Source organism: Flexivirga endophytica, assembly GCF_014640635.1.
In the GTDB taxonomy this organism is placed as follows: domain Bacteria; phylum Actinomycetota; class Actinomycetes; order Actinomycetales; family Dermatophilaceae; genus Flexivirga; species Flexivirga endophytica.
Window position 1 is genome coordinate 600,926 of record NZ_BMHI01000002.1, and the last position, 22,581, is coordinate 623,506.

The 22,581-nt window shown below is 67.0% G+C and carries 21 protein-coding genes and 1 tRNA gene; 11 read left to right on the plus strand and 11 right to left on the minus strand.

Going from position 1 to position 22,581, the window contains the following annotated elements; genetic code table 11:
• Positions 1 to 203: 203 nt before the first annotated feature.
• From IEX71_RS07800 to IEX71_RS07810, 3 genes are read right to left on the minus strand one after another with little or no spacing between them, the layout of a single operon-like run.
• Positions 204 to 965 (minus strand): DUF3800 domain-containing protein, encoded by a 762-nt coding sequence (locus IEX71_RS07800; protein ID WP_188836389.1) that lies wholly within the window; start codon positions 963 to 965, stop codon positions 204 to 206.
• Complete coding sequence (locus IEX71_RS07805) at positions 958 to 2,235, minus strand: restriction endonuclease subunit S (protein ID WP_188836390.1); 1,278 nt, start codon at positions 2,233 to 2,235, stop codon at positions 958 to 960. Before IEX71_RS07805 ends, IEX71_RS07800 begins: the two co-directional genes overlap by 8 nt.
• Positions 2,232 to 4,997: a type I restriction endonuclease subunit R gene (locus tag IEX71_RS07810; protein WP_188836391.1), complete on the minus strand. Its 2,766-nt coding sequence runs from the start codon at positions 4,995 to 4,997 to the stop codon at positions 2,232 to 2,234. The genes IEX71_RS07805 and IEX71_RS07810 overlap by 4 nt, the downstream gene beginning before the upstream one ends.
• A gap of 149 nt (positions 4,998 to 5,146) precedes the next feature.
• On the opposite strand from IEX71_RS07810, the gene IEX71_RS07815 reads away from it, so the two are divergent.
• Complete coding sequence (locus IEX71_RS07815) at positions 5,147 to 5,824, plus strand: DUF8453 domain-containing protein (protein ID WP_188836392.1); 678 nt, start codon at positions 5,147 to 5,149, stop codon at positions 5,822 to 5,824.
• A gap of 68 nt (positions 5,825 to 5,892) precedes the next feature.
• On the opposite strand, the gene IEX71_RS07820 is transcribed toward IEX71_RS07815, so the two are convergent.
• Complete coding sequence (locus tag IEX71_RS07820; RefSeq protein WP_188836393.1) at positions 5,893 to 6,087, minus strand: helix-turn-helix domain-containing protein; 195 nt, start codon at positions 6,085 to 6,087, stop codon at positions 5,893 to 5,895.
• A 1,313-nt stretch (positions 6,088 to 7,400) separates the two neighbouring features.
• Between IEX71_RS07820 and IEX71_RS07825 the strand changes: the two genes are divergently transcribed.
• Positions 7,401 to 8,012, plus strand: coding sequence for an immunity protein Imm33 domain-containing protein (locus IEX71_RS07825; protein ID WP_188836394.1), 612 nt, complete (start codon positions 7,401 to 7,403; stop codon positions 8,010 to 8,012).
• A 220-nt stretch (positions 8,013 to 8,232) separates the two neighbouring features.
• Here IEX71_RS07825 and IEX71_RS07830 read toward each other — a convergent pair whose 3' ends face one another.
• Entirely contained in the window at positions 8,233 to 8,484 is a 252-nt protein-coding gene (locus tag IEX71_RS07830) for a helix-turn-helix domain-containing protein (RefSeq protein ID WP_188836395.1), read from the minus strand.
• A gap of 266 nt (positions 8,485 to 8,750) precedes the next feature.
• On the opposite strand from IEX71_RS07830, the gene IEX71_RS07835 reads away from it, so the two are divergent.
• Positions 8,751 to 8,951, plus strand: a complete 201-nt coding sequence (locus IEX71_RS07835; RefSeq protein WP_188836396.1) for a hypothetical protein — start codon at positions 8,751 to 8,753, stop codon at positions 8,949 to 8,951.
• 710 nt (positions 8,952 to 9,661) lie between these two features.
• Here the strand turns inward: IEX71_RS07835 and IEX71_RS07840 are convergent.
• The 3 genes from IEX71_RS07840 to IEX71_RS07850 form a co-directional block, all read right to left on the minus strand.
• A tRNA-Pro gene (locus IEX71_RS07840) sits at positions 9,662 to 9,735 on the minus strand.
• Positions 9,736 to 9,884: 149 nt separating this feature from the next.
• Positions 9,885 to 10,622, minus strand: coding sequence for a fructosamine kinase family protein (locus tag IEX71_RS07845; protein WP_188836397.1), 738 nt, complete (start codon positions 10,620 to 10,622; stop codon positions 9,885 to 9,887).
• The gene (locus tag IEX71_RS07850; protein ID WP_188836398.1) at positions 10,619 to 11,557 is read right to left on the minus strand and encodes a metallophosphoesterase; all 939 of its coding nucleotides are present in this window, start codon (positions 11,555 to 11,557) and stop codon (positions 10,619 to 10,621) included. The genes IEX71_RS07845 and IEX71_RS07850 overlap by 4 nt, the downstream gene beginning before the upstream one ends.
• A 97-nt stretch (positions 11,558 to 11,654) precedes the next feature.
• Here IEX71_RS07850 and IEX71_RS07855 point away from each other — a divergent pair, with 97 nt between their 5' ends.
• Positions 11,655 to 12,107 (plus strand): GatB/YqeY domain-containing protein, encoded by a 453-nt coding sequence (locus IEX71_RS07855; protein ID WP_188836399.1) that lies wholly within the window; start codon positions 11,655 to 11,657, stop codon positions 12,105 to 12,107.
• Between the two features lie 153 nt (positions 12,108 to 12,260).
• Here the strand turns inward: IEX71_RS07855 and IEX71_RS07860 are convergent, their stop codons facing one another.
• Positions 12,261 to 14,624: a transglycosylase domain-containing protein gene (locus IEX71_RS07860; protein ID WP_188836400.1), complete on the minus strand. Its 2,364-nt coding sequence runs from the start codon at positions 14,622 to 14,624 to the stop codon at positions 12,261 to 12,263.
• A gap of 219 nt (positions 14,625 to 14,843) precedes the next feature.
• Between IEX71_RS07860 and IEX71_RS07865 the strand changes: the two genes are divergently transcribed.
• Positions 14,844 to 15,158, plus strand: a complete 315-nt coding sequence (locus tag IEX71_RS07865) for a WhiB family transcriptional regulator (protein WP_188836401.1) — start codon at positions 14,844 to 14,846, stop codon at positions 15,156 to 15,158.
• 45 nt (positions 15,159 to 15,203) lie between these two features.
• Here the strand turns inward: IEX71_RS07865 and bagB are convergent, their stop codons facing one another.
• Together bagB and bagA are read right to left on the minus strand one after the other, a co-directional pair.
• Positions 15,204 to 16,373: an ArsA family ATPase gene (gene bagB / locus IEX71_RS07870; RefSeq protein WP_188836402.1), complete on the minus strand. Its 1,170-nt coding sequence runs from the start codon at positions 16,371 to 16,373 to the stop codon at positions 15,204 to 15,206.
• Positions 16,370 to 17,380 carry an ATPase BagA gene (gene bagA / locus IEX71_RS07875; RefSeq protein WP_188836403.1) on the minus strand — a complete coding sequence of 337 codons (1,011 nt, stop codon included), beginning with the start codon at positions 17,378 to 17,380 and terminating at the stop codon, positions 16,370 to 16,372. Before bagA ends, bagB begins: the two co-directional genes overlap by 4 nt.
• A 114-nt stretch (positions 17,381 to 17,494) precedes the next feature.
• Between bagA and IEX71_RS07880 the strand changes: the two genes are divergently transcribed.
• The 6 genes from IEX71_RS07880 to IEX71_RS07905 all read left to right on the plus strand — a co-directional run bounded on the left by IEX71_RS07880 (position 17,495) and on the right by IEX71_RS07905 (position 22,567).
• The gene (locus IEX71_RS07880; protein WP_188836404.1) at positions 17,495 to 18,712 is read left to right on the plus strand and encodes a sensor histidine kinase; all 1,218 of its coding nucleotides are present in this window, start codon (positions 17,495 to 17,497) and stop codon (positions 18,710 to 18,712) included.
• On the plus strand, positions 18,709 to 19,380 hold the full coding sequence (locus IEX71_RS07885; RefSeq protein ID WP_188836405.1) for a response regulator: 672 nt from the start codon (positions 18,709 to 18,711) through the stop codon (positions 19,378 to 19,380). Before IEX71_RS07880 ends, IEX71_RS07885 begins: the two co-directional genes overlap by 4 nt.
• Positions 19,381 to 19,453: 73 nt before the next feature.
• A complete protein-coding gene (locus IEX71_RS07890; RefSeq protein WP_188836406.1) occupies positions 19,454 to 20,263 on the plus strand; it encodes an alpha/beta hydrolase in 810 nt (269 codons plus the stop codon).
• Positions 20,260 to 21,099 carry an ABC transporter ATP-binding protein gene (locus IEX71_RS07895; protein ID WP_188836407.1) on the plus strand — a complete coding sequence of 280 codons (840 nt, stop codon included), beginning with the start codon at positions 20,260 to 20,262 and terminating at the stop codon, positions 21,097 to 21,099. The genes IEX71_RS07890 and IEX71_RS07895 overlap by 4 nt, the downstream gene beginning before the upstream one ends.
• On the plus strand, positions 21,099 to 21,932 hold the full coding sequence (locus IEX71_RS07900; protein WP_188836408.1) for an ABC transporter permease: 834 nt from the start codon (positions 21,099 to 21,101) through the stop codon (positions 21,930 to 21,932). The genes IEX71_RS07895 and IEX71_RS07900 overlap by 1 nt, the downstream gene beginning before the upstream one ends.
• On the plus strand, positions 21,929 to 22,567 hold the full coding sequence (locus IEX71_RS07905; protein WP_188836409.1) for a DedA family protein: 639 nt from the start codon (positions 21,929 to 21,931) through the stop codon (positions 22,565 to 22,567). Before IEX71_RS07900 ends, IEX71_RS07905 begins: the two co-directional genes overlap by 4 nt.
• Positions 22,568 to 22,581 lie beyond the last annotated feature (14 nt).

A 22,581-nucleotide genomic window follows, 5' to 3' on the forward strand; every position in this document is an offset into this window, starting at 1 on the left:
CCGCACTCCGAAGGAGCGTTCGGCTGAGTCCCATTCGACGCGGCCGTTGCACGACCGGCTGAGCGAGTTGAATTGATGATTGTCACCGTCGTGCGGCACACTGTTGTCGTCGGCTCGCGGAGTGCTTGCCGGGGATCGCCAGCGGTGCTGCCACCGCCCTCCTTCAGTGGATCGGCCCCCGGAGGCACTCGGCGGGCCGACTTTCAGCGTTGTGGGCAGTTGGCACATGGGAACCAGTCGTGTGTTGTGACGATTTTGTTTTCCGGCATCGACATGAGCCCGAGTGGTACCGCGCAGGAATCGCTGTTCCGGATCAGCGGCCAGATCGTCCGGAGATAGGCCGGTTCGACCAGATCGAATTCACCGCTCGGCCACAGCGCGGCCTTCAGGAAACCGCCGAACAAGTCGGCTGCCTGGCTCTCGACGTAGTCGCCAGCACCGACCCACCGCAACCCTTGCTCGATATCGTCGGGGAGTCTGGGGTTCTGGCGCGCCATTCGCTCGAGGTAGCGCTTCGTTGGGCGGTGGTCGTGGGCGCGGACGTGGCCGAACCGAGTCCAGAGTTGGCAGTCATTGCCCTTCCAGTTGCGCGCGGCCCACAGGATGGACGTATAGGTCTTCATCGCGACGTAGTTATAGAACAGCGCGATGTCGCGCACGTACGAGGTCGGGTCCAGGGCACTCTTCTGCGCGTAGACGTAGCAAACCTTGATGCCCTTGATCGTTGCCAACGCCGAAGCGGCGTGGCGGCGTCGGTCATGGTTCTTCGTATGCTCTTTCCACGACATGACTCGACCGTCTGGAACCTTGAAATCTGCTCGCAGTTGGTTGACGGCAGCGCGAAGGTTTGCCGCCCCCGATGTGTCCGCTATGACGGCTGCCATCCCGAAGATCGGACTTGACCTTGGCCCGATGCCACGGTCTCCGGTCTCGTCGATATAGGCCCAGAGGCGATGGTCAGCCATGTGCGGTCGCCATTCCTTCGATCACTTCGTCGTCGGTATGGCGACCGGTCAGCGTCCCGCTGAACGCCCCGGCGAGGACAGCGCGACGCAGGCCAGACAGTTTCGTGCGAGCCACCTGCACCTCGTTGACCAGTCGTTTGCGCGCAGCGCGGTCGTCCGCCAGCGTCGCGACGATGGACTGCTGCTCTGCTCGCTCGGGAATCGGGATCGAGATTCGCTTCAACTTGGTAACGCTCAGCGTGTGGAGTCCGCTGCTGGAGCTGGCGACGGCAGTGAGCTCGGCGCGTGTCTCTGGTGAGTTCCACACAGCTTCAAGGTATTCCGGCAGAAGATCGCCGGTCACACGAACGCGGATCAGGTGGTTCTGGTGGACGCAATCCTCGATAGAGCCGTCCCAGAGTGCTGCTCGGCCTATCTGACTCGCGCTGCCGTTTCCTTCGACGACCAGCAAGTCTCCACGGGCAAGTCGCAACTTCGTGAGTTCGTCGCCGAACAACTCGATCCGATGGACGTCTGTCAGGTCGAGGCCCTTCGCAGTGACGTTGGCGACACGCAAGAACGGGTACGAGTTCTCCCGCGGCGCCCGACGAGGTTGCTTTTGGATACCACCTTGAATTGTTGATACCTCTCGCAGCGGCGTCATTGCTCCTTGTCGCGCCGAACTGAGGAGCGACGCACGCAAGGCGTCGAGACGGGCCAATGCATTGGAGAGGCCAGCGTCCGCTGCGTCGAGGTGGGAGAGGTGTTCTTCGAGGATCTCGACGATCCGCCGCTGCTCGTGCAGATGCGGAATCGGGATGGTCAAGCCGGACCTGAAGCGAGCCAAGCTGACCTTGCGCTGCGCAACTCCGCTTGTGATGCGCTCGATCTGCTGCTTGAGGGGTGGCGCTTGAATGGCATAAGCGACGAATTTCGCGTCGAAGTCGTCAATCGGCCGCAGGCGAATGCAGTCGGCCGTAATCACCGCAGGCTCGGTGCCTGAGTAGACTGTCGAATCCCCTGGCGGCTCGCCCATCTTGGTGATGAGAACGTCACCCGGGCGGACAAGGTGGGCAGCCAACTCTTGTGCCTTCTCCGGATCGACAAATGCGCGAACGTTCTCGAAGTCCCGAGCGCGGATGTCTCGCACGAAGACGAGTGGAACCCCGCTGCTCCGGTAGTCCGACGTCTTGAGGTTGCTACCAAACGGTCCGATGACGAGTCGAGTCTTGTCTTCACCAGCAATTTGGTGAGGTGTGACGGTTCGCCAACCGTTGGGCAGCGTGCTCACGCGGTGAGCTCCGCGTTGAGGTTCTCCAACAGGTCGGCCGCTTGGTCGCCAAGATCACGCAGCGCTCCGTCCACACCGCCGCGCTCAGTGAAGGGTGCTTCGTCGAGGTCTTCGGCGGTGATGCCGGCGGAGTTTGCGATCACTTCGACCATCCGGTCCAGCCACCACCTTTGTGTCTCAGTGAAATTCGTGCCCGACTGCGCTTGCTGGACGAGCCAGGCGGCATACCGTTCGCGCACTCGGTCGGCATACGGCACCAGCTCGTCATCGACCCCGACGGTATAGCGCAGCAGCGAGACCAGGTCGGTGAGGGTGTGCCGGTCGCTGTGGCGGACCTTGTCGACATACAACGTCTCGTAGGCGTGCCAGATGAGGTCCGTGGTCCAGTTGTGCGGAGGCCGGCTGATCCGGTCGGCGAGCTCCTGGATGTCGGCGAAGTTGATGCGTCGCACGCGGGCTTCGCCGAGGAGTTGGATGGCGGTGATTTCGTCTCGGTGCTCGTTGAGGTAAGCCTGCCAGGACTCGACGACCGACCTGGCTCGGCCGGTATCGACCACGCCGCTCGCGTCGATCAGTGTGTCGGCGTTGACCTCGTCGATGATCCGGTCGTGAGTGGCGCGCAGCTCGAGGATGCGGCCGCGGAGTTCTGGGTTGGCGGCGAGCGGTCGCGTCGCATCGTCGAGCAGGCGCTGGATCGCGGCCTCCGGATCTGCTTGTCCGGCGGCGGCTTTGGCTTGGGTGTCGGGATCGACCGCGTCGACCAAACCGCGGACGATGTCGCGGACCGGCATACCCGCGACGTCGTCGAGTTCCTCTCGTTCGGCGGGGTTGAGGTCGAGCTCCAACTTGGCCAATCGTGATGCGAGAGTCGCCGTTTCGTCCTCTGTGAGAGACAGTGTGGCCGCCTTGTCGAGCAGCTTCTTGAGCGAGACGCCCTTCTCACGGTTCAGCGGTGGGTCGACGAAGTCGTGCTCGGTGACACCGACTGCGTCGACGATCACGAACCGGTCCTTGCCCGGCGCGTCCGGGGTGACGGACTGGAAGTCGGCCGGGGTAATGGTGCGGGCACCGCGGCCCTTCATCTGCTCGAAGTACTGCGCCGACCGCACGTCGCGCATGAAGAAGACGCACTCCAGCGGCTTCACGTCGGTGCCGGTGGCGATCATGTCGACGGTCACCGCGATGCGCAGACTGGGGGAGGTGCGGAAGGCCTGTAGCTGCCCCTTCGGGTCGCGGGCGTTGTAGGTGATCTTGGCGGCGAAGTCGTTGCCCTTGCCGAAGACCTCGCGCACCGTGGTGACGATCTCTTCTGCGTGTGCGTCGTCCTTGGCGAAGATCAGCGTCTTGGGCACGGTGGAGCGTCCGGGGAAGATCTCGGTGAAGAGCCGGTCGCGAAAAGTCTCCAGCACCAACCGGATCTGCGACTTGGCGGTGACCGCGCGGTCGAGCTGCTTGTTGGTGTACTCGAGGTCCTCCTCCAACGCTTCGAGCCGTTGCTTGCGGGTGCGGCGGTCGACCTTGGGCACGATCGTGCCGGCGTCGATCGAGTTGCCGCGCTCGGAGATCTCGGTGCGGATCCGGTAGAGGTCGAAGTCGACGTTCACGCGGTCGGCGACCGACTGCGGGTAGGTGTACTCGGAGACCAGGTTCTGCCGGAAGAACGCGAAGGTCTGTTTGCCGGGAGTGGCGGTCAGACCGACGACGTGGGCGTCGAAGTACTCGAGGACGCTGCGCCATACGCCGTAGATCGAGCGGTGCGCCTCGTCGACGACGACCAGGTCGAATGTCTCAGGCGGCAGCTGCGAGCTGTAGGCGACGGTGACGGGGGAGTCGGGCACGAAATCGTCCAGACCCGGGTCATCGTCGGCGGTGACCTCGTCGCCCTGCAGCGCCTTGTAAACGCGCTGGATGGTCGAGATGACGACGTTGCTGCTGTCGAGCATGCCGGCGCGGGTGAGCTTGTCGACGTTGTAGATCTCGGTGAACCGTCGGCCGTCGCCGGGAGTGCGGTAGTTCTGGAACTCGGCGATCGACTGCTCGGCGAGGTTGTTGCGGTCGACGAGGAAGAGGATGCGCTTGAAGCCGCCGAACTTCAGCAGTCGGTAGGCGAGCGTGACGGCGGTGTAGGTCTTGCCGGCACCGGTCGCCATCTGCACCAGCGAACGGTCGAACTGCTGCGCGGCGAGCGAGTGCTCCACGCCGTTGATCGCGGTGATCTGCGCTGGCCGCAGGCTCGTCGTGTCGAGCTCGGGGAGGTGGCGTACCTTCGCGCGCCAGGTCGGTGAATCCTCGTCGGCTTCGGCATCGCGGATGATGCGGGCGAGCGTCGCCGGCTGCGGGAACGCGAACAGCTGTCGCGATCGTGCGTCCGGGTCATAGCCGTTGGTGAAGTGGGTTTCGGTGCCGCTCGCCTCGAAGATGAACGGCAGCCGGCCGTCCTTGGTGAGTGCCTTGAGTCGTATGTCGGACGGGAGGCCCTCGGCATACATCGCCGACTGCCACTCGACCCCGCTCAGTGTCGTGCCCTGCGGCTTCGCCTCGATGACACCGACGACGCGCTGGTCGACATACAGCAGGTAGTCCGCGCGGCCGTGCCCGGACTTCATGGTGACTTCGCGGCACGCAACGCCCTGCGCCGCGAAGAGGTTGAGCGCCTTCTTGTCCTGGACCGCCCAGCCGGCGTCGGTCAACTGCCGGTCAATGAGCACACGCGCCCGTGCCTCGGCAGCAAGCCGAGCCTCGTCCCCTGATGGCGCATTCATGATGCTCGCAGGTTACTGCGGACTATCCGCAACGTTTGCGATCTCACGCCATTCCGCCAACGACCATATGGACAATCTCAGATTGATCTCCGAGTGTGCAGCCAGACGTGCAGCGGTTGGATGTCGGCCTACGTGGTTATGGTCCGGGCATGCTTCCCGTTGCGATCTCGATCTTCTCCGCCGGCATCGCTCTTGTGGCGCTCATGGTGTCCTACCGGCTCGGGTCTCGCAGCGCGCGTGCGTCCGAACGGTCGGCTGAAGCCGCAGAGGCATCCCGGGCCATCTCTCAACGTCAACTTGAGAACTCTGTACGTGCTCAGGAGGCAGCTCTTCAGCCATACGTCTGGGCTGATGTTCGACCAAGGGATGACGGCCAGATTCTGACGCTTGTTGTTGGCAACTCGGGGCCGACGGTCGCGACCGCCGTTCGGGTGATCATTGATCCGCCGTTGGAACAGATCGTTCCGGAGCGGATGAAGCAGAGGGCGCGTCGCGTGGATGAGCGACTGGCGGCTGGTTTCGGCTCCATTGCTCCTCATCGCACGTTCAGTTGGGGTCTCGGCGTCGCACATGAGTTCTTCCAGGGCTCTGATGGGCCACCGGTTCCAGAACTGACAATCACCGTCGTTGGTGAGGGTCCGAGCGGCCCTCTTGAAGCCGTTGAGTACACAGTCGCCCTGGAAGATCTGCGCCAGCAAAGCGCGCGAGCCGTGGGCGTCGCGTTGCTTGAGCCTGTTCTGAAGAAAATTGCCGGATCCGTCGAGCGTCACGCTCGCGCTGCGGAAGCGCAGTCCCGAAGAGACGCTGAGCCCACCGAGCTCGAGTGACCTCGTTAGCCAGATGGCGCCAAATTGGCGCGAACCGTCGGTCGAGATCGACGGCCCCCTTCGAACAATCAGACGGTTGGGACTCGCACCATCAGCCGGTCGACGTCGGCTGGGTCGACTCGGAGGATGCGGGGGCCGCTGCGGTAGGCGGGCAGGTGACCGGCGGCGATACGGCGACGCAAAGTCCGAACACTCAAACCGGTTCGTTCAGCTGCATCGGACAGAGACTCGAAGTGGCGACGGGCACTGGCAGAAGTAGGCATGTGGATCTCCTTTCTGCAGCCCTAAGGGCAGGTCGGGTCCCTGGCGGTCACGAGCGGCGGGTAGATGTTCCGGAAGCCGAAAACGCCGCAGGGCTGTGCGTCGAGCGTCCGGGCGCGGGATGTGAGCACTGAGCGCACGACGCGAGCTCGTCACCGAGGCGTCGCACCCTGTTCGTGGACTGATCCCACACCTGGGATTGTCTTGCTTGGATGCTGTCGGCCCGCGGCGTCGTCGGTCCCTGCGTCGGCCGTGACGTACTTGCGCCGCGGCTTTAGCGGTTTTTAGTTCTTTTAATTCTTGCTGCCGCTCGAGCCGCCACCGCACCGAGAACCCCGATCCGACGACGACGCTCCGACCACGCACTGGCCAACGAGGACAGTGCAGGCATCACCCTCGTCGTACCTCCTCCAGGAAACGCGCACGTCGATGTACGACACACCTCTTGCATTGTCGGCGTGCGTGCGTTTCGATGATGCGAAATGATGGTTGGTTGGGAACAGCCACCTGGCGAAGAACAGGCTGGACCGAGTCGCCGGATCGAGGCAGCACGCGACATCGATGGCCTCGCCGACGACCTACTAGAGCGGACCTGAGACAGGCTGCTGGACCACGTCACGGAGGATCGAAATGAGCGACGAGTCGGCTGCCGTATGTCCGCGGTGTGGCGGCCCGGTGGTCTATACCGGACGCGGTCGGCGGCCAGTGTGGTGCTCGACGCGGTGCCGAAATGAGGCAGCGGTGGTACGCCGCGGCGCCCGCGAAGCGGCCGTCGAGATCCGCATGATCGACGTCCCGAAGCAACCACGCCGCGGCGCTGATGGAGGGTCCGGTAAGCGCCCTACCGACGCGGCTCAGCGGCCGGAGGGAACGTCGAGTCAGGACCGCAACGATGTCGACACGTTGGATCGACGGGCATTGACCGCTGCCGTTCTCGCGGATCCGGTGGCGGTCGCTACCGTCATCCGCGCCCTCACCGGGCTCCAAGAGATGGGCAAATTCTCCGGAGCTAAGTGGGCGTCGGTGCGGGCCGACGTCGTTTCGTTGGCCGACCTCGTACGGACCGATGGTGGGGGAGTGCGAAGGCCTGCCCCAGGTGACTGATACGCATCAGCGAAATGCGCACGCGCCGAGAATGCAAGAGCTGTGTGTGGCTTCGAGTTCCTCGATCATGGAGAGGTGCGCGGCCTGCCTCGTTGGCACGTGCCAGGAACGAGTCGTGGTGGGAGTCCGAACTCGATCGCGCACCGTGGTCGTCGCATCACGGGCACACCGCGATGCGCGGCTAAGGCCGTCGATGGTGGACGATGGCGACGTGCCCGATCGGATCGTCTCGTATCGACTTGCTGATGGGGAGACCCGTCACGCGGAAGCGCCCCGTAGCTTCTTCATCCCTCCACGCGCCGAGCGGGAGGCGTTGCGGCCTGGTGATTACGCCAAGCTGCTATTCGAGGTCACCAATCCGGAGCCGAGCGACCCTGGTGCCGAACGCATGTGGGTTCAGGTGCTCGGGGTCAGCGACGGTGGATACGTCGGAGCGCTCGTGAACACGCCTCGCGCAATCACAACGGTCGGTCTCGGCGATCGGGTCGATTTCGGCCCCCAGCACGTCATCGCGACGCCTGGCGACTGGCCGTTGCTCGGGAAGAAGGCATTCGTGAGCCGGCGATGTCAGGATTTGGACCTGCGTCCGCGATACCTCTATCGCGAAGATCCCGACAACGAGCGTGATTCCGGATGGCGCGCCATGGTCGGCGACGAGTCTGATGATGAGATCAACAACCCGGACAACGTCCTGCTTCAGGACCTTGGGTTCCTGCTTGATCGATGGCCAGACCTGAAGCCTGTTCTCCAGACTGACCCGCAAAACGGCGAATGGTTTTGGAATGACGACAGCGAGACGTACGTTCAAGGCGCACCGGGCTAGGCAGCCGAGACTCGTTGAGCCGACGGCTCACCCCGTGACCGGGGCGCGAGGACGAGGCGAGTCAGTGCGTCATGCCGTGATCGGGATCAGAAGGATAAAAGACCAGCAAAGGGCCCAGCTGTCCAGCGCGCGCCGTACCAGACAACACATGCAGATGCTGAGCATCGACCCAACCGTCCCATCGCGGCCGGCATAGGTCAGAGACCGCGCCGTGTGGCGACTACTGCACGAGCGTGGCCACGCTGACCCGGAGTACGAGAGCCAGGTCGTCGAGCCGCTCGAACAGCACCCCGCGCCGTCCGTGCTCGAGCTCGATCAGCTGGTTCCGGCTCAGGCCAGACTCGAGCGCCAGGGCCTCCTGCGTCAGGCCGCGCTCCAGGCGTAGCCGACGGACGTTCGCGCCGACCCGCCTACGCGACTCAGCCCAGCGTTCCTGCTGCTCAGGGTCTACCTGATCGCGTCGCGTCGGCACGCATTGATGTCACGCGAGTTGGGCATCAATGTCTGCCCCACTAATAGTGCATAGTCGTGTTCATGGAGCGGATCGTGCGATACGGAATCGAGGCGCAGTTCAACGGTGCGTGTTCGTTGTGCGGTGCGGCCACGCTGGCGGGGGAACGGATATTCAAGTTGCCCGCAAAGCGAGGCGGAGGGAAGTGGGTGTGCGCGCCTTGTCGCTGGGACGACGACGATCGGGTCATCGATCTGGGCTTCGTCGTTCGGAAGGTGGAGCGTCGGATGAAGGTCGGGCCGTACACGCCGAAACTCGTTGAGGTGGAGGTGATTCTGCGTGCTGTCCAAGATGTCGAGCTGGAGACGTACGACGAGGCGCTCCTGCTCGATCACTTCGAGGAGTGCCTCGAACTGCGTCGGTCGCCGACGCTGAGCCGAGCCAAGATGGCGATGCTGCTCGGCGTGCTGCGCCGAGTCGGTGAATAGGGACCGCAGAGGGAGCACGGGAGCGGGGTGAAGGTAGGGGGACCCCAACCCGCGCAGGGTTGTGGGTCCCCGGAGACCGCGTCGGTCGCGTGGTCGCGTATGGCTTGGCCGGGGACGGGCTGCGGGTATGACTCGCTTGCCCCCGGGACCGGGATGTGTTCGGGACGCCGTACGAGGGTCAGTCGTCCGCGCCCGGGTCTGCCTTGGACCGCGTGACGCCACCGAACTCGGGCAGGGTGCACTTCCGGCTCTGACCCGGGACGGCACCGAGGACTGGTCGGCCCACCCGTTTCGATCCGTACGGGCGCAGACGTTCTTGTAGGGGAGGGAAACTGCGCGGCCGCAGAAAGCGGCGGCGCGAACGGCAGCGGGCGCGATGCCTCGGTGTTGCCGTCGGAACGAAGTCAGACCGTCGTCGATCGACTACCACCCGTCTCGTCCACGGCAGGGCGAGACAGGTAGCGACATGAGGCGACAGGGCGCACGTCCTGCCGGAGCTCGACGCCCTTGGCGGGCGGAGCGGTGGCGGCTACTCTTGAAGCCACGTCAGCACCTCTGAACTGCTGTCGTCAGACCCCCGGAGGTTGCCGCCTCGCGGGGGTTAAACCTGTCCGCGATCGGTGCCGTTGTGCCTCAGTTATGCCCATTGGGACATAAAAGAAACCGGCTCCGACCACGTTTCCGCAGGTCAGAGCCGGTTTGCCAACGAGTCGGGGTGACAGGATTTGAACCTGCGACCTCGTCGTCCCGAACGACGCGCGCTACCAAGCTGCGCCACACCCCGTGGCATGCCGCGTGCACCCGATGGATACGCGCGGCGAGATGCAACGATACAAGTAGTCCAGGTGTTTCGCCCAATCGGGTCAGGACGGGAACGCGGGATGCGTGACCTGACCGTCAGGCATCCGGCGGCCGGCGGGCGCTCAACGAAGGTCAGCGGTAACGGTGCAGGATCCGGCGGGTCTGCTCGACATACCCGCCGCCGAAGAGCACGGCGTGCAGCAGGACGAGGTGCAGTTGCATCAGCGGGACGCGCTCGCGCCAGCCGTCGCCCAACGGCGCAACTTCCTCGTATGACGCAACGATCCGCTCCAGGTGCGGTGCGCCGAAGAGGGCCAGCGCCGCGAGATCGGACTCCGGGTGACCGCCGTGTGCAGCCGGATCGATGAGGGCAGCGCCGTCCGCGGTCCAGACGACGTTCCCGGACCACAGGTCGCCGTGCAGCCGCGCCGGAGCTGCGCAGGATCCGTCGAAATCGCCGCCCCGGAGGCGCCTCAACAGCTGCTCCGCCTCGCTGCGCAGCGCTGTCGCCCGCTCGAGCAGCGGAACCACCCGCAGGTCGGCATACATCGCGCCCCACGAGTCGTAGGGCCGCAACGGCAGGGGCAACAGGTCGTCAGCCGGCCCCTGGTATCCGTCGCCCTGCCATCCGTCCGGTCCGACGCCATACGCCGAAGCGCCTGCGGAGTGCGTCGCTGCGAGCGAACGCCCGAAGTCCTCGGCCGCCGCGGTCGATGGTGAGGTCGACGAAAGCTGTTGCAGCACAAGACTGTTGGATTCGACTGAGGTCACCTCGACGACCGACGTGCCACCGGCCGCACGCAACCACTCGAGGCCGGCGGCTTCCCAGGAGGCTGCCCGCTCGGATGCGGCGTGCTTGACGAATGTCATCGTGCGACGAGCGTCAGCAGGGTCGCCTCCGGTCGGCAGGCGAGTCGCACCGGGTTGTACTTGTTGTGGCCCAGCCCGGCCGACACGTGCAGCCAAGCCGCATCGTCCGGGCCATCCGCGTCCCGATGCCCCGACGCACCCGGCCACCAGCGCGAAACTCCTTTGGCACGAGCGTTGTCCAGGTCGCAGTTGGTGGTCAGCGCTCCGTAGAACGGCACGCACACCTGACCACCGTGGGTGTGCCCGGCCAGCACCAGCCCGGCACCGTCCGCGGTCATCGGATCCAGCACTCGCACGTATGGCGCGTGCACCACGCCGACAGTTGCGGCCACGTCCGATGCTGCCGGCCCCGCCACCGAGGCGTAGTCGTCCAACTCGATGTGCGGGTCGTTAACACCGACGAATTCGACGGGCTGGTGGGCGATTTCGAGCGTCGTACGCACATTGTCCAGATCGGTCCATCCGCCGCCGATGAAGCCGTCGACGAGGTCCTGCACCGGCAGGTTCGGCGTGCGCATCTCCGGTCCCTTGGGATGAGGCTGGCCGAGGCCGACATACTTCAGCGGGTTCTTGGGCATCGGTGCGTAGTAGTCGTTGGACCCGAGCACGAACGCGCCGGGGAAGTCCATCAGCGGCTCCATCGCGTGCAGCACCGACGGAACGGCGTGCAGGTCCGAGCAGTTGTCGCCGGTGTTGACCACGAAGTCCGGCTCCAGCGCCGCCAGCCCGCGCACCCAATCGATCCGGCGCTCCTGCCGCGGCACCAGGTGCAAGTCGCTGACCTGCAGCACGCGCAGCGGGCGCGCGCCTGGGGCCAGCACCGGCACGGTGAAACGGCGCAGGATGTAGAGGTGTCGCTCGACCAGCGACGCCCACGCGAGCGTGCCGAGGCCGGTGCCGGCGATGGCGGTCGACGTCTTGGTGAGTGCATGCATGAGAGTGCCAATTATGCGGGTTGCGGCAGCGGTGTCCCGTGAGCGATCGGTTCACGTCGCAGTGGACGACCGGCCGGCCGATGGGACACTGAGCCGTATGACGAGCAAGCAGAGCCTTCGCGATGACATGACCGCCGCCCTCCGCGCCCGCGACCAGGTCCGCACTTCGACGCTGCGGATGGCGATGGCCGCGGTCACCAACGCCGAGGTCGCCGGCAAGGAAGCCAAGGAACTCTCCGACGACGAGGTACAGCAGGTCATCGCCAAGGAGGCCAAGAAGCGCCGAGAGGCTGCCGAGGCGTATGACGGCGCAGGTCGCACCGAGCTCGCGGACCAGGAGCGGGCCGAGCTCGCGGTGCTGGAGGAGTACCTCCCCAAGCAGCTCAGCGACGAGGACCTGTCCGCTCTGGTCGCCGACGCGATCAGCGAGACCGGCGCGCAGGGCATGGCCGGTATGGGTCAGGTGATGAAGGCCGTGCAGCCCAAGGTCGCCGGGCGCGCCGATGGTGGACGTGTCGCTGCTGCGGTGAAGCAGGCGTTGCAGGGCTGAGCGGGACCTCGAGGGGCTCGTCCCTCGCGGGCTCCTCAGGACGACGCTCGGCCACCGCTAGCCGGCGGTGGCGAGCGTCGATCGCGGTTGCCGCGCTACGGCTCACCACGACGAAGGCCTTCGCCCGTATGACGGGCGAAGGCCTTCGTGGTCCTACTTGGTTTTCGGTGGTGGACCGGTGTGCTTGGGCGGTCCCGTCTTCGTAGGCGGCTGCGTGGTCGTCGGCGCAGGTGGCTGCGTCGTCTTCGGCGGCTGCGTCGTGGTGGTCGACGGCGGCACATAGGTGCGCGTCGTCGTTGCGGGCGGGGTGTATGCCTGCGTCGTGGATGTCGCCGGCGGCGGGTAGTAGGTCGGCGGGTTCGACGTCGTGGTCTTCTCGCTCGTCTTGGGCGACGGCGAGTCCTTCGGTGTGGTGCCGTCGGGCTTCATGAAGTGCTTGATCGGCTGACCCTTCAGGGCGCCGTCCATGATGTTCTTCCAGATCGGCGCAGCAAGGTCGCCGGCGAACACATAGCCCTTGTAGTAGTGGCCCGCCAGGGTGACGTCCTTCATGTACTCCGGGGTCCCGTGGTGGCCCACCCAGACCGCGGTCGCGATCTGCGGGGTGTAGCCGACGAACCAGATGTTCGCCGAACCGTCTTCGGTACCGGTCTTACCGGCGGCCTGGCGGTCACCGGCGAGCAGGATGTCGCCGTGGGTGGTGCCCTTCGGGTCGGTCAGTACCGACTCGAAGATCTTCGAGGTCTGTGCTGCGACCTTCTTGCTGATGATCCGCTTGCACTTGGTGCCGGACAGGTTCAGTTTCTTGCCGCTGCCGTCCTTGATCGACACCACCGGATGCGGCGGGCAGTACATGCCACCCGACGCCACGGTCGCGTAGGCATTGGCCAGGTCGACCGGCGTGACGTTCGAGGTGCCGAGTGTGATCGACGCCGGGCTGCTGGAGATGGTGCTGCCGTATCCGTCCTTGACTCCGAACTTCGTCGTCGTCTTCATGACGTTGCAGGCACCGAGCTTGCTCACCATGGTCGCGAAGATGGTGTTGACCGACTGGGCGGTGGCGTCGGTGATCGACCAGTCCTGGCCCGCCTGCGGGTAGGGCTTGTCGTTCGGGAGCACCCACTTCTCGCCGCGGCCGAGGCCGCACCGGCCTGGGAAGTCGTCGTGGGTGAACGCGTGCGCCGGCGCACCCGCCTTCGACTCGGCGTTGTAGACCGGCACCTGGATCTTCTTCTCCGGGGACCAGCCGTTCTCGAGGGCGGTGATGACGGCGAAGATCTTCGCGGTCGAACCGTAGGCGTAACCGCGACCGGACACGGTGAAGTCCGAAGCGCTGGTGCCCTTGCCCTCGGTATTGGAGTACTTGGTGTTCTGGCCGCTGGCCAGCACGAGGCCGGTGCCGGGTTGCACGATGACGCCCGCGGAGTCGATGCCCTCCTTGTTGCCCTGCGGCACCTTGGCGCGGATCTGCTTGTCGATGATGTTGGCCATCTTCGGGTTGAAGCTCGTCTGGATCGTCAGGCCGCCGCTCTCGAGGGTCGCCATCCGCTCCTTGGGCGTCTTGCCGAGGGCCGGCTGGGTCTGCAGCCAGCTGATCACGTAGTAGCAGAAGTAGGCGTACTTGGAGTTGGCGCAACTGTTGGACTTCACCGGGTGCGGGTTGAGGCCGATCTTGGTGTTCTGCGCCTTGATCATCTGCTCGCGGGTGATCATCTTCTGCTGGTACATCTTCCCGAGCACGACGTTGCGGCGCTCGGTGGCGCCCTTGGCGTTGGTGAACGGGTCGAGGTTGCCCGGCTCGTTGACGATGCCCGCCAGCAGCGCCGACTGCGGCAGGTTCAGCTCGGAGGCGTGTATGCCGAAGTACTGCCGAGCAGCGGCCTCCACGCCATACGCCTGACCGCCGTAGTAGACGAGGTTGAGGTAACCGTCGAGGATCTGGTCCTTGGTGTATTTCTGCTCCAGCGACACCGCGTATTTCAGCTGCTGCAGCTTGCGGACGTAGCCCTCCATGCCGGTGCGGCTGACGGCCTTCTTCGCCTTGGCGGTGTTGCCACTGTTGATCGCTTCATTCTGGATCGCGATCTTGACGTATTGCTGCGTCAGCGTCGATGCACCCTGCGTGCCGTTGCTGAAGACGTTGGAGCCGATGGCGCGGAAGAGACCCTTGGAGTCGAGTGCGCCGTGCTCGTAGAACCGCTCGTCCTCGATCGCGACCTGCGCGTGCTTCATGTTGGTGGAGATCTTGCTGAACGGCACGACGATGCGGTTCTGGTTGAACGGCGTTGCGAGCACCGAACCGTCCGACGCGAGGATCCGCGACTGCTGCGCGAGCGGGTTCATCGCGAACGAGCCCGGCATGTCGTTGAAGAGCTTCACGCCGCCGTTGGTGGCCTGACCGGCAGCACCGATCGCCGGCAGGAAGAGGCACGCGACGATCAGCCCCATCGCCACGGCCGTGGCGACGAACGCTCCGAGCAGGCTGAAGACGGCGCTGAGACGAGAAGCAACACGCATGCGGGGCAGCGTAACGGGCGAAACTGTCATCGCCCACTTCCGACGGGCGGGCGCATGATAGACGAATCGATGGGGCCGCACGTATAGTGCGAAAGGACTATTTAGAAATAGTTCCCCGAGGATCTGGCGTTGTGCGCTCTGGGTCAATACCGTGACCCAAGACACACGCGGGGGGCGTGAACAACAGATCCATGGGCGGGGAAGGCCGAGAGCGAGAACATGACTGCTGTGATGCCCGAGAAGGCGACCTGGGACGACAACTGGGCGGCGCGAGCTGTATGCCGCACGGGAGCCTCACCCGATGAGCTCTTCGCCAAGGGGGCTGCCCAGCAGTCCGCCAAAGTGATCTGCCAGCGGTGTCCGGTTGTCGCCGAATGCCTGGCTGATGCACTGGACAACCGCACCGAGTACGGCGTGTGGGGTGGCATGACCGAACGCGAGCGTCGTGCCCTGCTGCGTCGCCGGCCCGATGTGCCCTCGTGGGCGCAGCTGTTCAAGCTGGCCCGCGCCGACGAAGCAAAGTCCGCCGACTGAATTTTCCTGCGAGGCGACTGGCCCGCGAGGAGTCGAAGCAGAGAGCTAGTCGGCGAGTTGTGCGCCGATGTCGCGCAGTTGTTCCACGTCGTTGACGTCCTGCGCCGACGCCGCCACGACCACCTGCGGGATCGTCGGATGCGCCGCGGTGAACCGGCCGATCGCCGCCTCCTGACGTCCCGCCTGCGCCGCCCGTTCGGAGTGCAGCCGCAGCAGAGCCGCGGTGTCCGCCGGCTGCCAGCCGGAGCCTGCGCGGGTGTCCAACTCGTCGGCCTCGTCCGCGGCGGCCTCGGCCCGCCCCTCGCGCAGTGACGGCACGTGGGTGTGCTCGACGCGATTGACCACGAGACCCGCCAGCGGCATACGTTCCGACGCGAGACGCCCGGCGAAGAACGACGCCTCCCGCAACGCGTCCCGCTCCGGCGTCGCCACCACCACGAACGCCGTCGCAGCGTCACTCAGCAGCGCGTAGGTCTGGTCGGCGCGCTCGCGGAACCCACCGAACATCGAGTCCAGCGCCGCCACGAAGGTCTGCGCGTCGCGTAGCAACTGTCCACCGAGCACCTTCGACATCACCGCGGTCATCGTGTTGACACCGACCGACATGACCTTCAGATAGGCCCGGCCGCCGGCCTTCGCCGGAGACATCAGCAGCCGGATGAACTTGCCGTCCAGGAACGACCCGAGCCGCTTCGGCGCGTCGAGGAAGTCCAGCGCCGATCGCGATGGTGGAGTGTCGACCACGATGAGGTCCCAGCGGGCGTCGTCGCCCGCCTGCTCGGCGTGCAACTGGCCGAGACGCTCCATCGCCATGTATTCCTGCGTGCCCGCGAACGAGCTCGAGACCGCTTGGTAGAACGGGTTTTCCAGGATCTGCTGCGCCTTGTCCGGAGCAGAGTGACGCAGCACCAGCTCGTCGAACGTGCGCTTCATGTCCAGCATCATCGCGTCGAGCGAGCCGCCGGCCGAGTCGTCGATCGCCTCCACCGGCGCCGGCTCGTTGTCCAGGTGTGCCAGGCCGAGCGCCTGCGCGAGCCGCTTGGCCGGGTCGATCGTCAGCACCGCCACCGTGCGGCCCTGCTCAGCAGCCCGGATGGCGATCGCGGCCGCCGTCGTCGTCTTGCCCACACCGCCGGAGCCGCAGCACACGATGGTGCTGACGGACCGGTCGTGCAGCAGCTCGTCGATGTCGAGCAGAGGTGGCTGCGTCGTCATACGCCCGCTCCTTCGGTCAGCTGCTTCGTCAGCGTCGCGGTCAGCTCCAGCAGCCCGCCGCCGTCCATGCCGCCGGGCACCAGCGGCAGGTGGTATGTCGGCAGGTCGAGCTCCGCCAGAGCCGCCCGCTCGCGGTCCTGCAGGGCCAACCGTTGGGTCAGGTCGACGCCGGTCTGGGTCAGCCCGCGCACCATCCGCGGTCCGACCCGCAGACCGAGCGAAGTCAGGTCGGTCGCGAGGGGCTCGGTGTCGAAGTCGTCCGCGGCGAGCAGCTCGAGGGTGCGTTCGCCGACCGGGGGAGTGACCTCCTGGTTGACGATCACCGCGCCGAGCGGGAGCGACAGGCCGCGCAGCTCGGCCGCCGCCTCGACGGTCTCCTGCACGGGCATCTCCTCCAGCAACGTCACCAGGTGTACGACGGTCTGCGACGACTGCAACATCGCGGTGATCGAGTCGGCCTGGTTCTTGACCGGGCCCATCTTGGCCAGCCCGGACATGGCGTGGTTGACGCCGAGGAACTGTCCCACCCGGCCGGTCGGCGGTGCGTCGAGCACGACGGCGTCATACAACTTGTCGCTGCGGGTGCCACGACGACTCGGCCGGCGACGGACGGCCTCGTAGACCTTGCCGATCAGCAGCACGTCCCGCAGCCCGGGAGCAACGGTGGTGGCGAAGTCGATCACGCCGAAGCGCTCGAGCATGCCGCCGGCCATGCCGAGCTTGTAGAACATCTGCAGGTATTCGAGCAGGGCGGCCTTCGGGTCGACCGCCAGGCCCACCACCTGCCCGCCACCCGGCCCGGTCGCTACCTGCACCTCGTCGTCGCCCAGTCGCGGCACGTCGAAGACGCCGCTGATGCCCTGGCGGCCCTCGACCTCAACCAGCAGCACCCGCTTGCCGTCGGTGGCCAGCGCCATCGCGAGCGCGGCGGCAACGGTCGTCTTGCCGGTGCCGCCCTTACCCGTCACTACGTGCAGGCGCACGCCATCCCAGTCGCCGGAGGTCATGGGGTTCACGGTAGCCGGACAGCGGGGGCGCCTCGTCGTCATACCAGGGAGTGACGCCGGGCGTGATACTTCAGCGGGACGCCCGGCAGGTCCTGCTCACTTACGCTGATGGCCATGACGTCGGTCGAGCAGAGCCGCCCGGACGCGCTGCTCGCCGGGGCGTCGCGTCGGTGGGTGCGGGCGCTGCCTTGGGCGGTCGCGTTCGTCTACTTCATCACCTTGATGCCGGTCACGCTCGGAGTGCTGAACGCCGACTACGGACTCAACGCCGGGATCGCCGGCGCCCTCTCCGTCATTCAAACGGTGCCGCTGCTGCTCGCGGTGACCCGCCCGCTGCAGGCCTGGTGCATCGTCTTCGCCGCGGACGTCGTCGGTGCGCTCGCGCTGCTGACCGCGGACACCGCCGGCTACGCGTGGCCGTTCCCGGCGATGGAGATCGTCGGACTCGTGCTGCTCTGCCTGGCCATCGGCCTGCGCGAGTCCCGCCGGACACTGCTGCTGGTCTGGGCGGCCCACATCGTCGCCGGCATCGGTCTGACCTTCCTCGCGCCGGACAGCACCAGCAACACCAGCGCGACCGTCATCGTGCTCACCGGTGTCGCACTCGTGCTGGGTGCCGCGCTCCGCGAGCGGTATGACGCCCAGCGGCGCCTCGCCGAGCAGGAGACGATCAGCGAGGCCGAACGCGGCCGGCGCACTCTGCTGGAGGAACGCGCCCGGATCGCGCGGGAACTGCACGACGTCGTGGCGCACCACATGTCGATGATCACCGTGCAGGCAGACACCGCGGCATACCGCCTGCACGACCTGACGCCCGAGGTGCAGGGCGAGTTCACCTCCATCGCGTCGACCGCTCGCGAGTCGCTGGCCGAGATGCGGCGGCTGCTCGGGGTGCTGCGCAACGAGGACGCGGGGGGCGAGCTCGCGCCGCAGCCGGGCCTCGGCGACATCGCGCACCTCGTGGAGGCCACGGTCCGTGCGGGCGTGCCGGTGGAGGTCGCCACAGGCGAGGCCGAGGTGTCGGATGCGATCGGCCTGTCGGCATACCGCATCGTGCAGGAGGCGCTCGCCAACGTGGTGCGGCACGCCCCGGGTGCTGCGACACAGGTGACTGTGTCGGCGGATGACGGGCAACTTCTCGTCGTGGTGGCCAACGAACCGTCGCCGGAGCCACCCGAGTCCCCACTGGAGGAGGGCGACACGGGCCACGGTCTGGTCGGTATGCGTGAACGTGTGCGGCTCGTCGGTGGCACCCTGGAGGCCGGAGCGTTGCCCGACGGCGGCTTTCGGGTAAGAGCTGAACTTCCACTGACTGCAAAGGAACTCACGTGACGACGCGCGTCATCATCGTTGACGACCAGGCCATGGTGCGTGCGGGATTCGCCGCGCTGCTGGACGCGCAGGACGGGATCGACGTGGTCGGCCAGGCGCCCGACGGCGAGGAGGGTGTCGCGTTGTCCCGCCGGACCCATCCCGACGTGGTGCTGATGGACGTGCGGATGCCGAAGCTGGACGGCCTCGAGGCGACCCGCCGGATCCTGGGCTCACCGGGGCTGGCGGATCGCACCCGGGTGCTGATGCTGACCACCTTCGACGTGGACGACTACGTCTACGAGGCGCTGCGGGCCGGGGCGAGCGGCTTCCTGCTCAAGGACGCCCCGCCGGCCGACCTCATCGCGGCGGTGCGCGTCGTGGCTGCCGGGGACGCGCTACTCGCGCCGTCGGTGACCCGCCGGCTCATCGCCGAGTTCGCCCAGCGCCGCCCCGCCGGGCGGGGCAAGCCGGCGCTGCGACTCAGCGCGCTGACCGAGCGGGAGACCGAGGTGCTGACCCTGGTCGCGCGCGGCAACTCGAACGCCGAGATCGCGCAGGCGCTCTTCGTGGCCGAGCAGACCGTCAAGACCCACGTGAGCCGCATCTTCACCAAGCTCGACCTGCGTGACCGGGCCCAGGCGGTGGTGTTCGCCTACGAGTCGGGCCTGGTGACCGCCGGCGAGTAGTACCGGGGTACGGGCCTCGAAATCACTCCGGAGTGTGACGAAGTCGGGCAAACCTGCTTCCTACCTTGCCGGCATGAGGACTTCACGAACACTTGACTACCGACTGCACGACGTCGACGAGCACACCCTGCTCGCCTGTGATCCGCCCGGCGGGCACCGCATCGTCGAGGCGTTCGGCGATGTCGCGATGGCCGACCACATCGCCGTCGTGGTGCCGGGCAACGGCCACCACCTCGGCAACTACTTCACCGACCGCGGCCCCGTCAGCCCGCGTGCCCGCGGTGCGGTGGTGCTGCGCGCCATGCAGGTAGCAGCGCCCGACCAGCACGTGGCCGTGGTCGTCTGGGTCGGCTACCGCACACCGGCCGGTATGGCGGCCGCGTTCTTCAACCCCGCTGCCCGCGAGGGCGCCGACGACCTGGCCCGGCTCACGCACTACCTGCCCCGCTCGGCGCACCTGACGCTGATCGGGCACAGCTACGGCAGTGCGGTCTGCGGTCTCGCCCTCCCGATCGCTCGGGCCGACGACTGCGTCGCCCTCGGCAGCGCCGGCATGGGCGTATGGCGCCGAGATCAGCTCGGCTCCGGCACGCGCCTGTGGGCCGCGCAGGCCGAGTCCGACTGGATCCGGTTCTTCCCGCACGGCCGGATCGGCCGGCTCGGCCTGGGTCGCCCGCCGCTGCACCCCGCCATACACGCGACGCGGTTCGGGACCGGCGACATCACCGGGCACTGCGGCTACTACACCGAGCACAGTGAGTCGCTGCGCAACCTCGCCCGCATCGCGGTGGGTCGGTATGACGCGGTGACACCGGCCGGCGCAACCGTCGCGACCGGCGAGCCCGCACCGTCCAACCGCCGACTCGTTGAGGTGACGGCATGAACACCCGGACGAGCACGGCCAACACCCGGCCGGCGGTCCGGTGCGAAGGACTGCGCAAGAGCTACCCGCGCCGCGGCGTGGTGCTCGACGGACTCGACCTGGCCGTCGCGCCCGGCACCGTGCACGGCCTGCTCGGTCCGAACGGGGCGGGCAAGACGACCGCCGTACGGATCCTCGCAACGCTGCAACGCTTCGACTCGGGCCGCGCGGAGGTCGCCGGCTGCGACGTGGCGAGCGACCCCGCCGGCGTGCGCGCCCGGATCGGGATGGCCGGACAGTACGCCGCGGTGGACGAGGTGCTGACCGGCAGACAGAACCTGGTGATGTTCGCGCGGCTGCATCACCTGCGGGCCCGGGCGGCGCGGCTGCGGGCAGCGGAGCTGCTGGAGCGGTTCGACCTCGAAGCCGCCGCCGACCGCCCCGTGCGGCACTACTCCGGCGGCATGCGGCGCCGGCTCGATCTCGCGGTCAGCATGATCCGCAGCGCCCGCGTGCTCTTCCTCGACGAACCGAGCACCGGGCTGGACCCCCGCAGCCGGAACGAGGTGTGGGAGGCGGTGCGTGAACTCGCGGCAGGGGGCACGACCGTGCTGCTCACGACCCAGTACCTGGAAGAGGCGGACCGGCTGTGTGACCGGATCTCGGTGATGAACCACGGACGGATCGTGGCCGAGGGGTCGCCGGCCGAACTCAAGGCTCGGGTGGGCGGCAGCCTGGACGATGCGTTCCTCGACCTCACCGGCCGGCCGGCCCTGCTCACCCCACGAAGTTCTCCTCCACTGCGCTCCCCCGATACTTCGCGGGGACCCCGAGACGGCATGCGGGGGGTGGCGTAATGACCGCGCTCGCTACCGAATCACGCACAGCGCCAAGTCGATTCGCGTGGTTCGCTGCCGACACCTGGGTCGTCGCCCGCCGTCATCTGGTGCGTCTCGTGCATCGCCCGGACGAACTGCTGGGCACCCTGCTGATCCCGGTGATGGCGGTCGCGATGTTCGGCTTCGTCTTCGGTGACGCGCTGGGTGCGGCGATGACCGTGCCCGGCGGCGAGTACCGCGAGTTCCTGCTGCCCGGACTCTTCGCTCTCACCATGGCGTTCGGGATCGGCAACACCACCATCTCGGTTGCCTCCGACATACGAGGTGGAGTGCTGGACCGAATGCGCTCGTTACCCATGACGCCCGCGGCGGTGCTGGCCGGACGCTCCGTGGCCGACCTGCTCACTGCCGCAGTCGAACTCGCCATCGTGATGGCGTTGGGGACGCTCCTCGGCTGGCAGTGGCACGGCGGCGTCGTCGCACTGCTCGCGGCCTTCGGCCTGCTGGCGCTGCTGCGGATGGCGTTCTCCTGGATCGGCATCCTGCTCGGCCTGCCGGTCAGCGGACCGGAGGCGGCGATGAAGTATTTCTCGCTGCTGTTCCCGCTGGCGATGGTGGCCGACACCGTCATACCGACCGACCTGATGCCGACCTGGCTGTCCGGTCCGGCGAGCTGGAACCCGTTGTCCGCCACCGTGATCGCCACGCGGAACCTCTTCGGAAATCCCGCCGGCCCGGCGACGTCCTGGGTGGCCGAGCACGCGACGGCGCTCGCCGTCGCCTGGCCCCTGGCGATCACCGCGGTCTGTATGCCGCTGGCGCTCGCTCGCATACGGAGGATCGCGCGATGAGCCTCGTCGTGTTGTTCCTGATGGTCGTGGCGGACGGACTCGTGCCACTGGTGCCCAGCGAAGCCGTGGTGTTGGCGCACGCGTCGGCGGCCGCGGCCGCCGGGTGGCCGGCGCTCGTCGGACTCGGACTGCTGGCCGCGGTCGCTGCCTTCCTCGGTGACGCCATCACCTACCTGCTGGGGCGGCACCTCGGCACCACGCGGTTCGCGTGGCAGCGGCGGCCATGGGTCGCGCGGTTGCTCCAACGGACCGGCTCGGCCCTCGACCGCCAGGGTGTGCCGCTGATCGTGTCGGCGCGGATGCTGCCCGGCTGGCGGGTCGCGATCACGTTCCTCGCCGGTGCGAGCCGGCTGGCGATGCCACGCTTCCTGTTGGCCAGCGCGCTCGGCTCGACGCTGTGGGCGACATACCTGCTGGGCATCGGCGCCACGGTCGGCGCACTCACCGGAGCCGGCCCGATCGCCGTCGCGGCGGTGTCGCTGGTCACCATGGCGGTGCTCAGCCAGGCCGTGCGCTGGGTGCGGGGCAGGCGTGGCCGCAGGCCCGCGCGACGCGCAATCCGGGCCCGGGCCGGCAGACACACCCGTCCGCTGCCGGTCGCCCTGATCGATGCGTCGCGCGTAGCCAGGGTGTGACGTAACGTGTTGCC

What these genes read in the sequence shown, in the direction of transcription:
- IEX71_RS07850 (WP_188836398.1), bottom strand. Translation starts at nt 11,557, where the DNA reads ATGCATGCACTCACCAAGACGTCGACCGCCATCGCCGGCACCGGCCTC.
- IEX71_RS07865 (WP_188836401.1), top strand. Translation starts at nt 14,844, where the DNA reads ATGACTGCTGTGATGCCCGAGAAGGCGACCTGGGACGACAACTGGGCG.
- IEX71_RS07890 (WP_188836406.1), top strand. Translation starts at nt 19,454, where the DNA reads ATGAGGACTTCACGAACACTTGACTACCGACTGCACGACGTCGACGAG.
- IEX71_RS07810 (WP_188836391.1), bottom strand. Translation starts at nt 4,997, where the DNA reads ATGAATGCGCCATCAGGGGACGAGGCTCGGCTTGCTGCCGAGGCACGG.
- bagA (WP_188836403.1), bottom strand. Translation starts at nt 17,380, where the DNA reads ATGACCTCCGGCGACTGGGATGGCGTGCGCCTGCACGTAGTGACGGGT.
- IEX71_RS07860 (WP_188836400.1), bottom strand. Translation starts at nt 14,624, where the DNA reads ATGCGTGTTGCTTCTCGTCTCAGCGCCGTCTTCAGCCTGCTCGGAGCG.
- IEX71_RS07800 (WP_188836389.1), bottom strand. Translation starts at nt 965, where the DNA reads ATGGCTGACCATCGCCTCTGGGCCTATATCGACGAGACCGGAGACCGT.
- IEX71_RS07835 (WP_188836396.1), top strand. Translation starts at nt 8,751, where the DNA reads ATGAAGGTCGGGCCGTACACGCCGAAACTCGTTGAGGTGGAGGTGATT.
- IEX71_RS07880 (WP_188836404.1), top strand. Translation starts at nt 17,495, where the DNA reads ATGACGTCGGTCGAGCAGAGCCGCCCGGACGCGCTGCTCGCCGGGGCG.
- IEX71_RS07815 (WP_188836392.1), top strand. Translation starts at nt 5,147, where the DNA reads ATGCTTCCCGTTGCGATCTCGATCTTCTCCGCCGGCATCGCTCTTGTG.
- IEX71_RS07820 (WP_188836393.1), bottom strand. Translation starts at nt 6,087, where the DNA reads ATGCCTACTTCTGCCAGTGCCCGTCGCCACTTCGAGTCTCTGTCCGAT.
- IEX71_RS07895 (WP_188836407.1), top strand. Translation starts at nt 20,260, where the DNA reads ATGAACACCCGGACGAGCACGGCCAACACCCGGCCGGCGGTCCGGTGC.
- IEX71_RS07905 (WP_188836409.1), top strand. Translation starts at nt 21,929, where the DNA reads ATGAGCCTCGTCGTGTTGTTCCTGATGGTCGTGGCGGACGGACTCGTG.
- IEX71_RS07845 (WP_188836397.1), bottom strand. Translation starts at nt 10,622, where the DNA reads ATGACATTCGTCAAGCACGCCGCATCCGAGCGGGCAGCCTCCTGGGAA.
- IEX71_RS07855 (WP_188836399.1), top strand. Translation starts at nt 11,655, where the DNA reads ATGACGAGCAAGCAGAGCCTTCGCGATGACATGACCGCCGCCCTCCGC.
- IEX71_RS07900 (WP_188836408.1), top strand. Translation starts at nt 21,099, where the DNA reads ATGACCGCGCTCGCTACCGAATCACGCACAGCGCCAAGTCGATTCGCG.
- bagB (WP_188836402.1), bottom strand. Translation starts at nt 16,373, where the DNA reads ATGACGACGCAGCCACCTCTGCTCGACATCGACGAGCTGCTGCACGAC.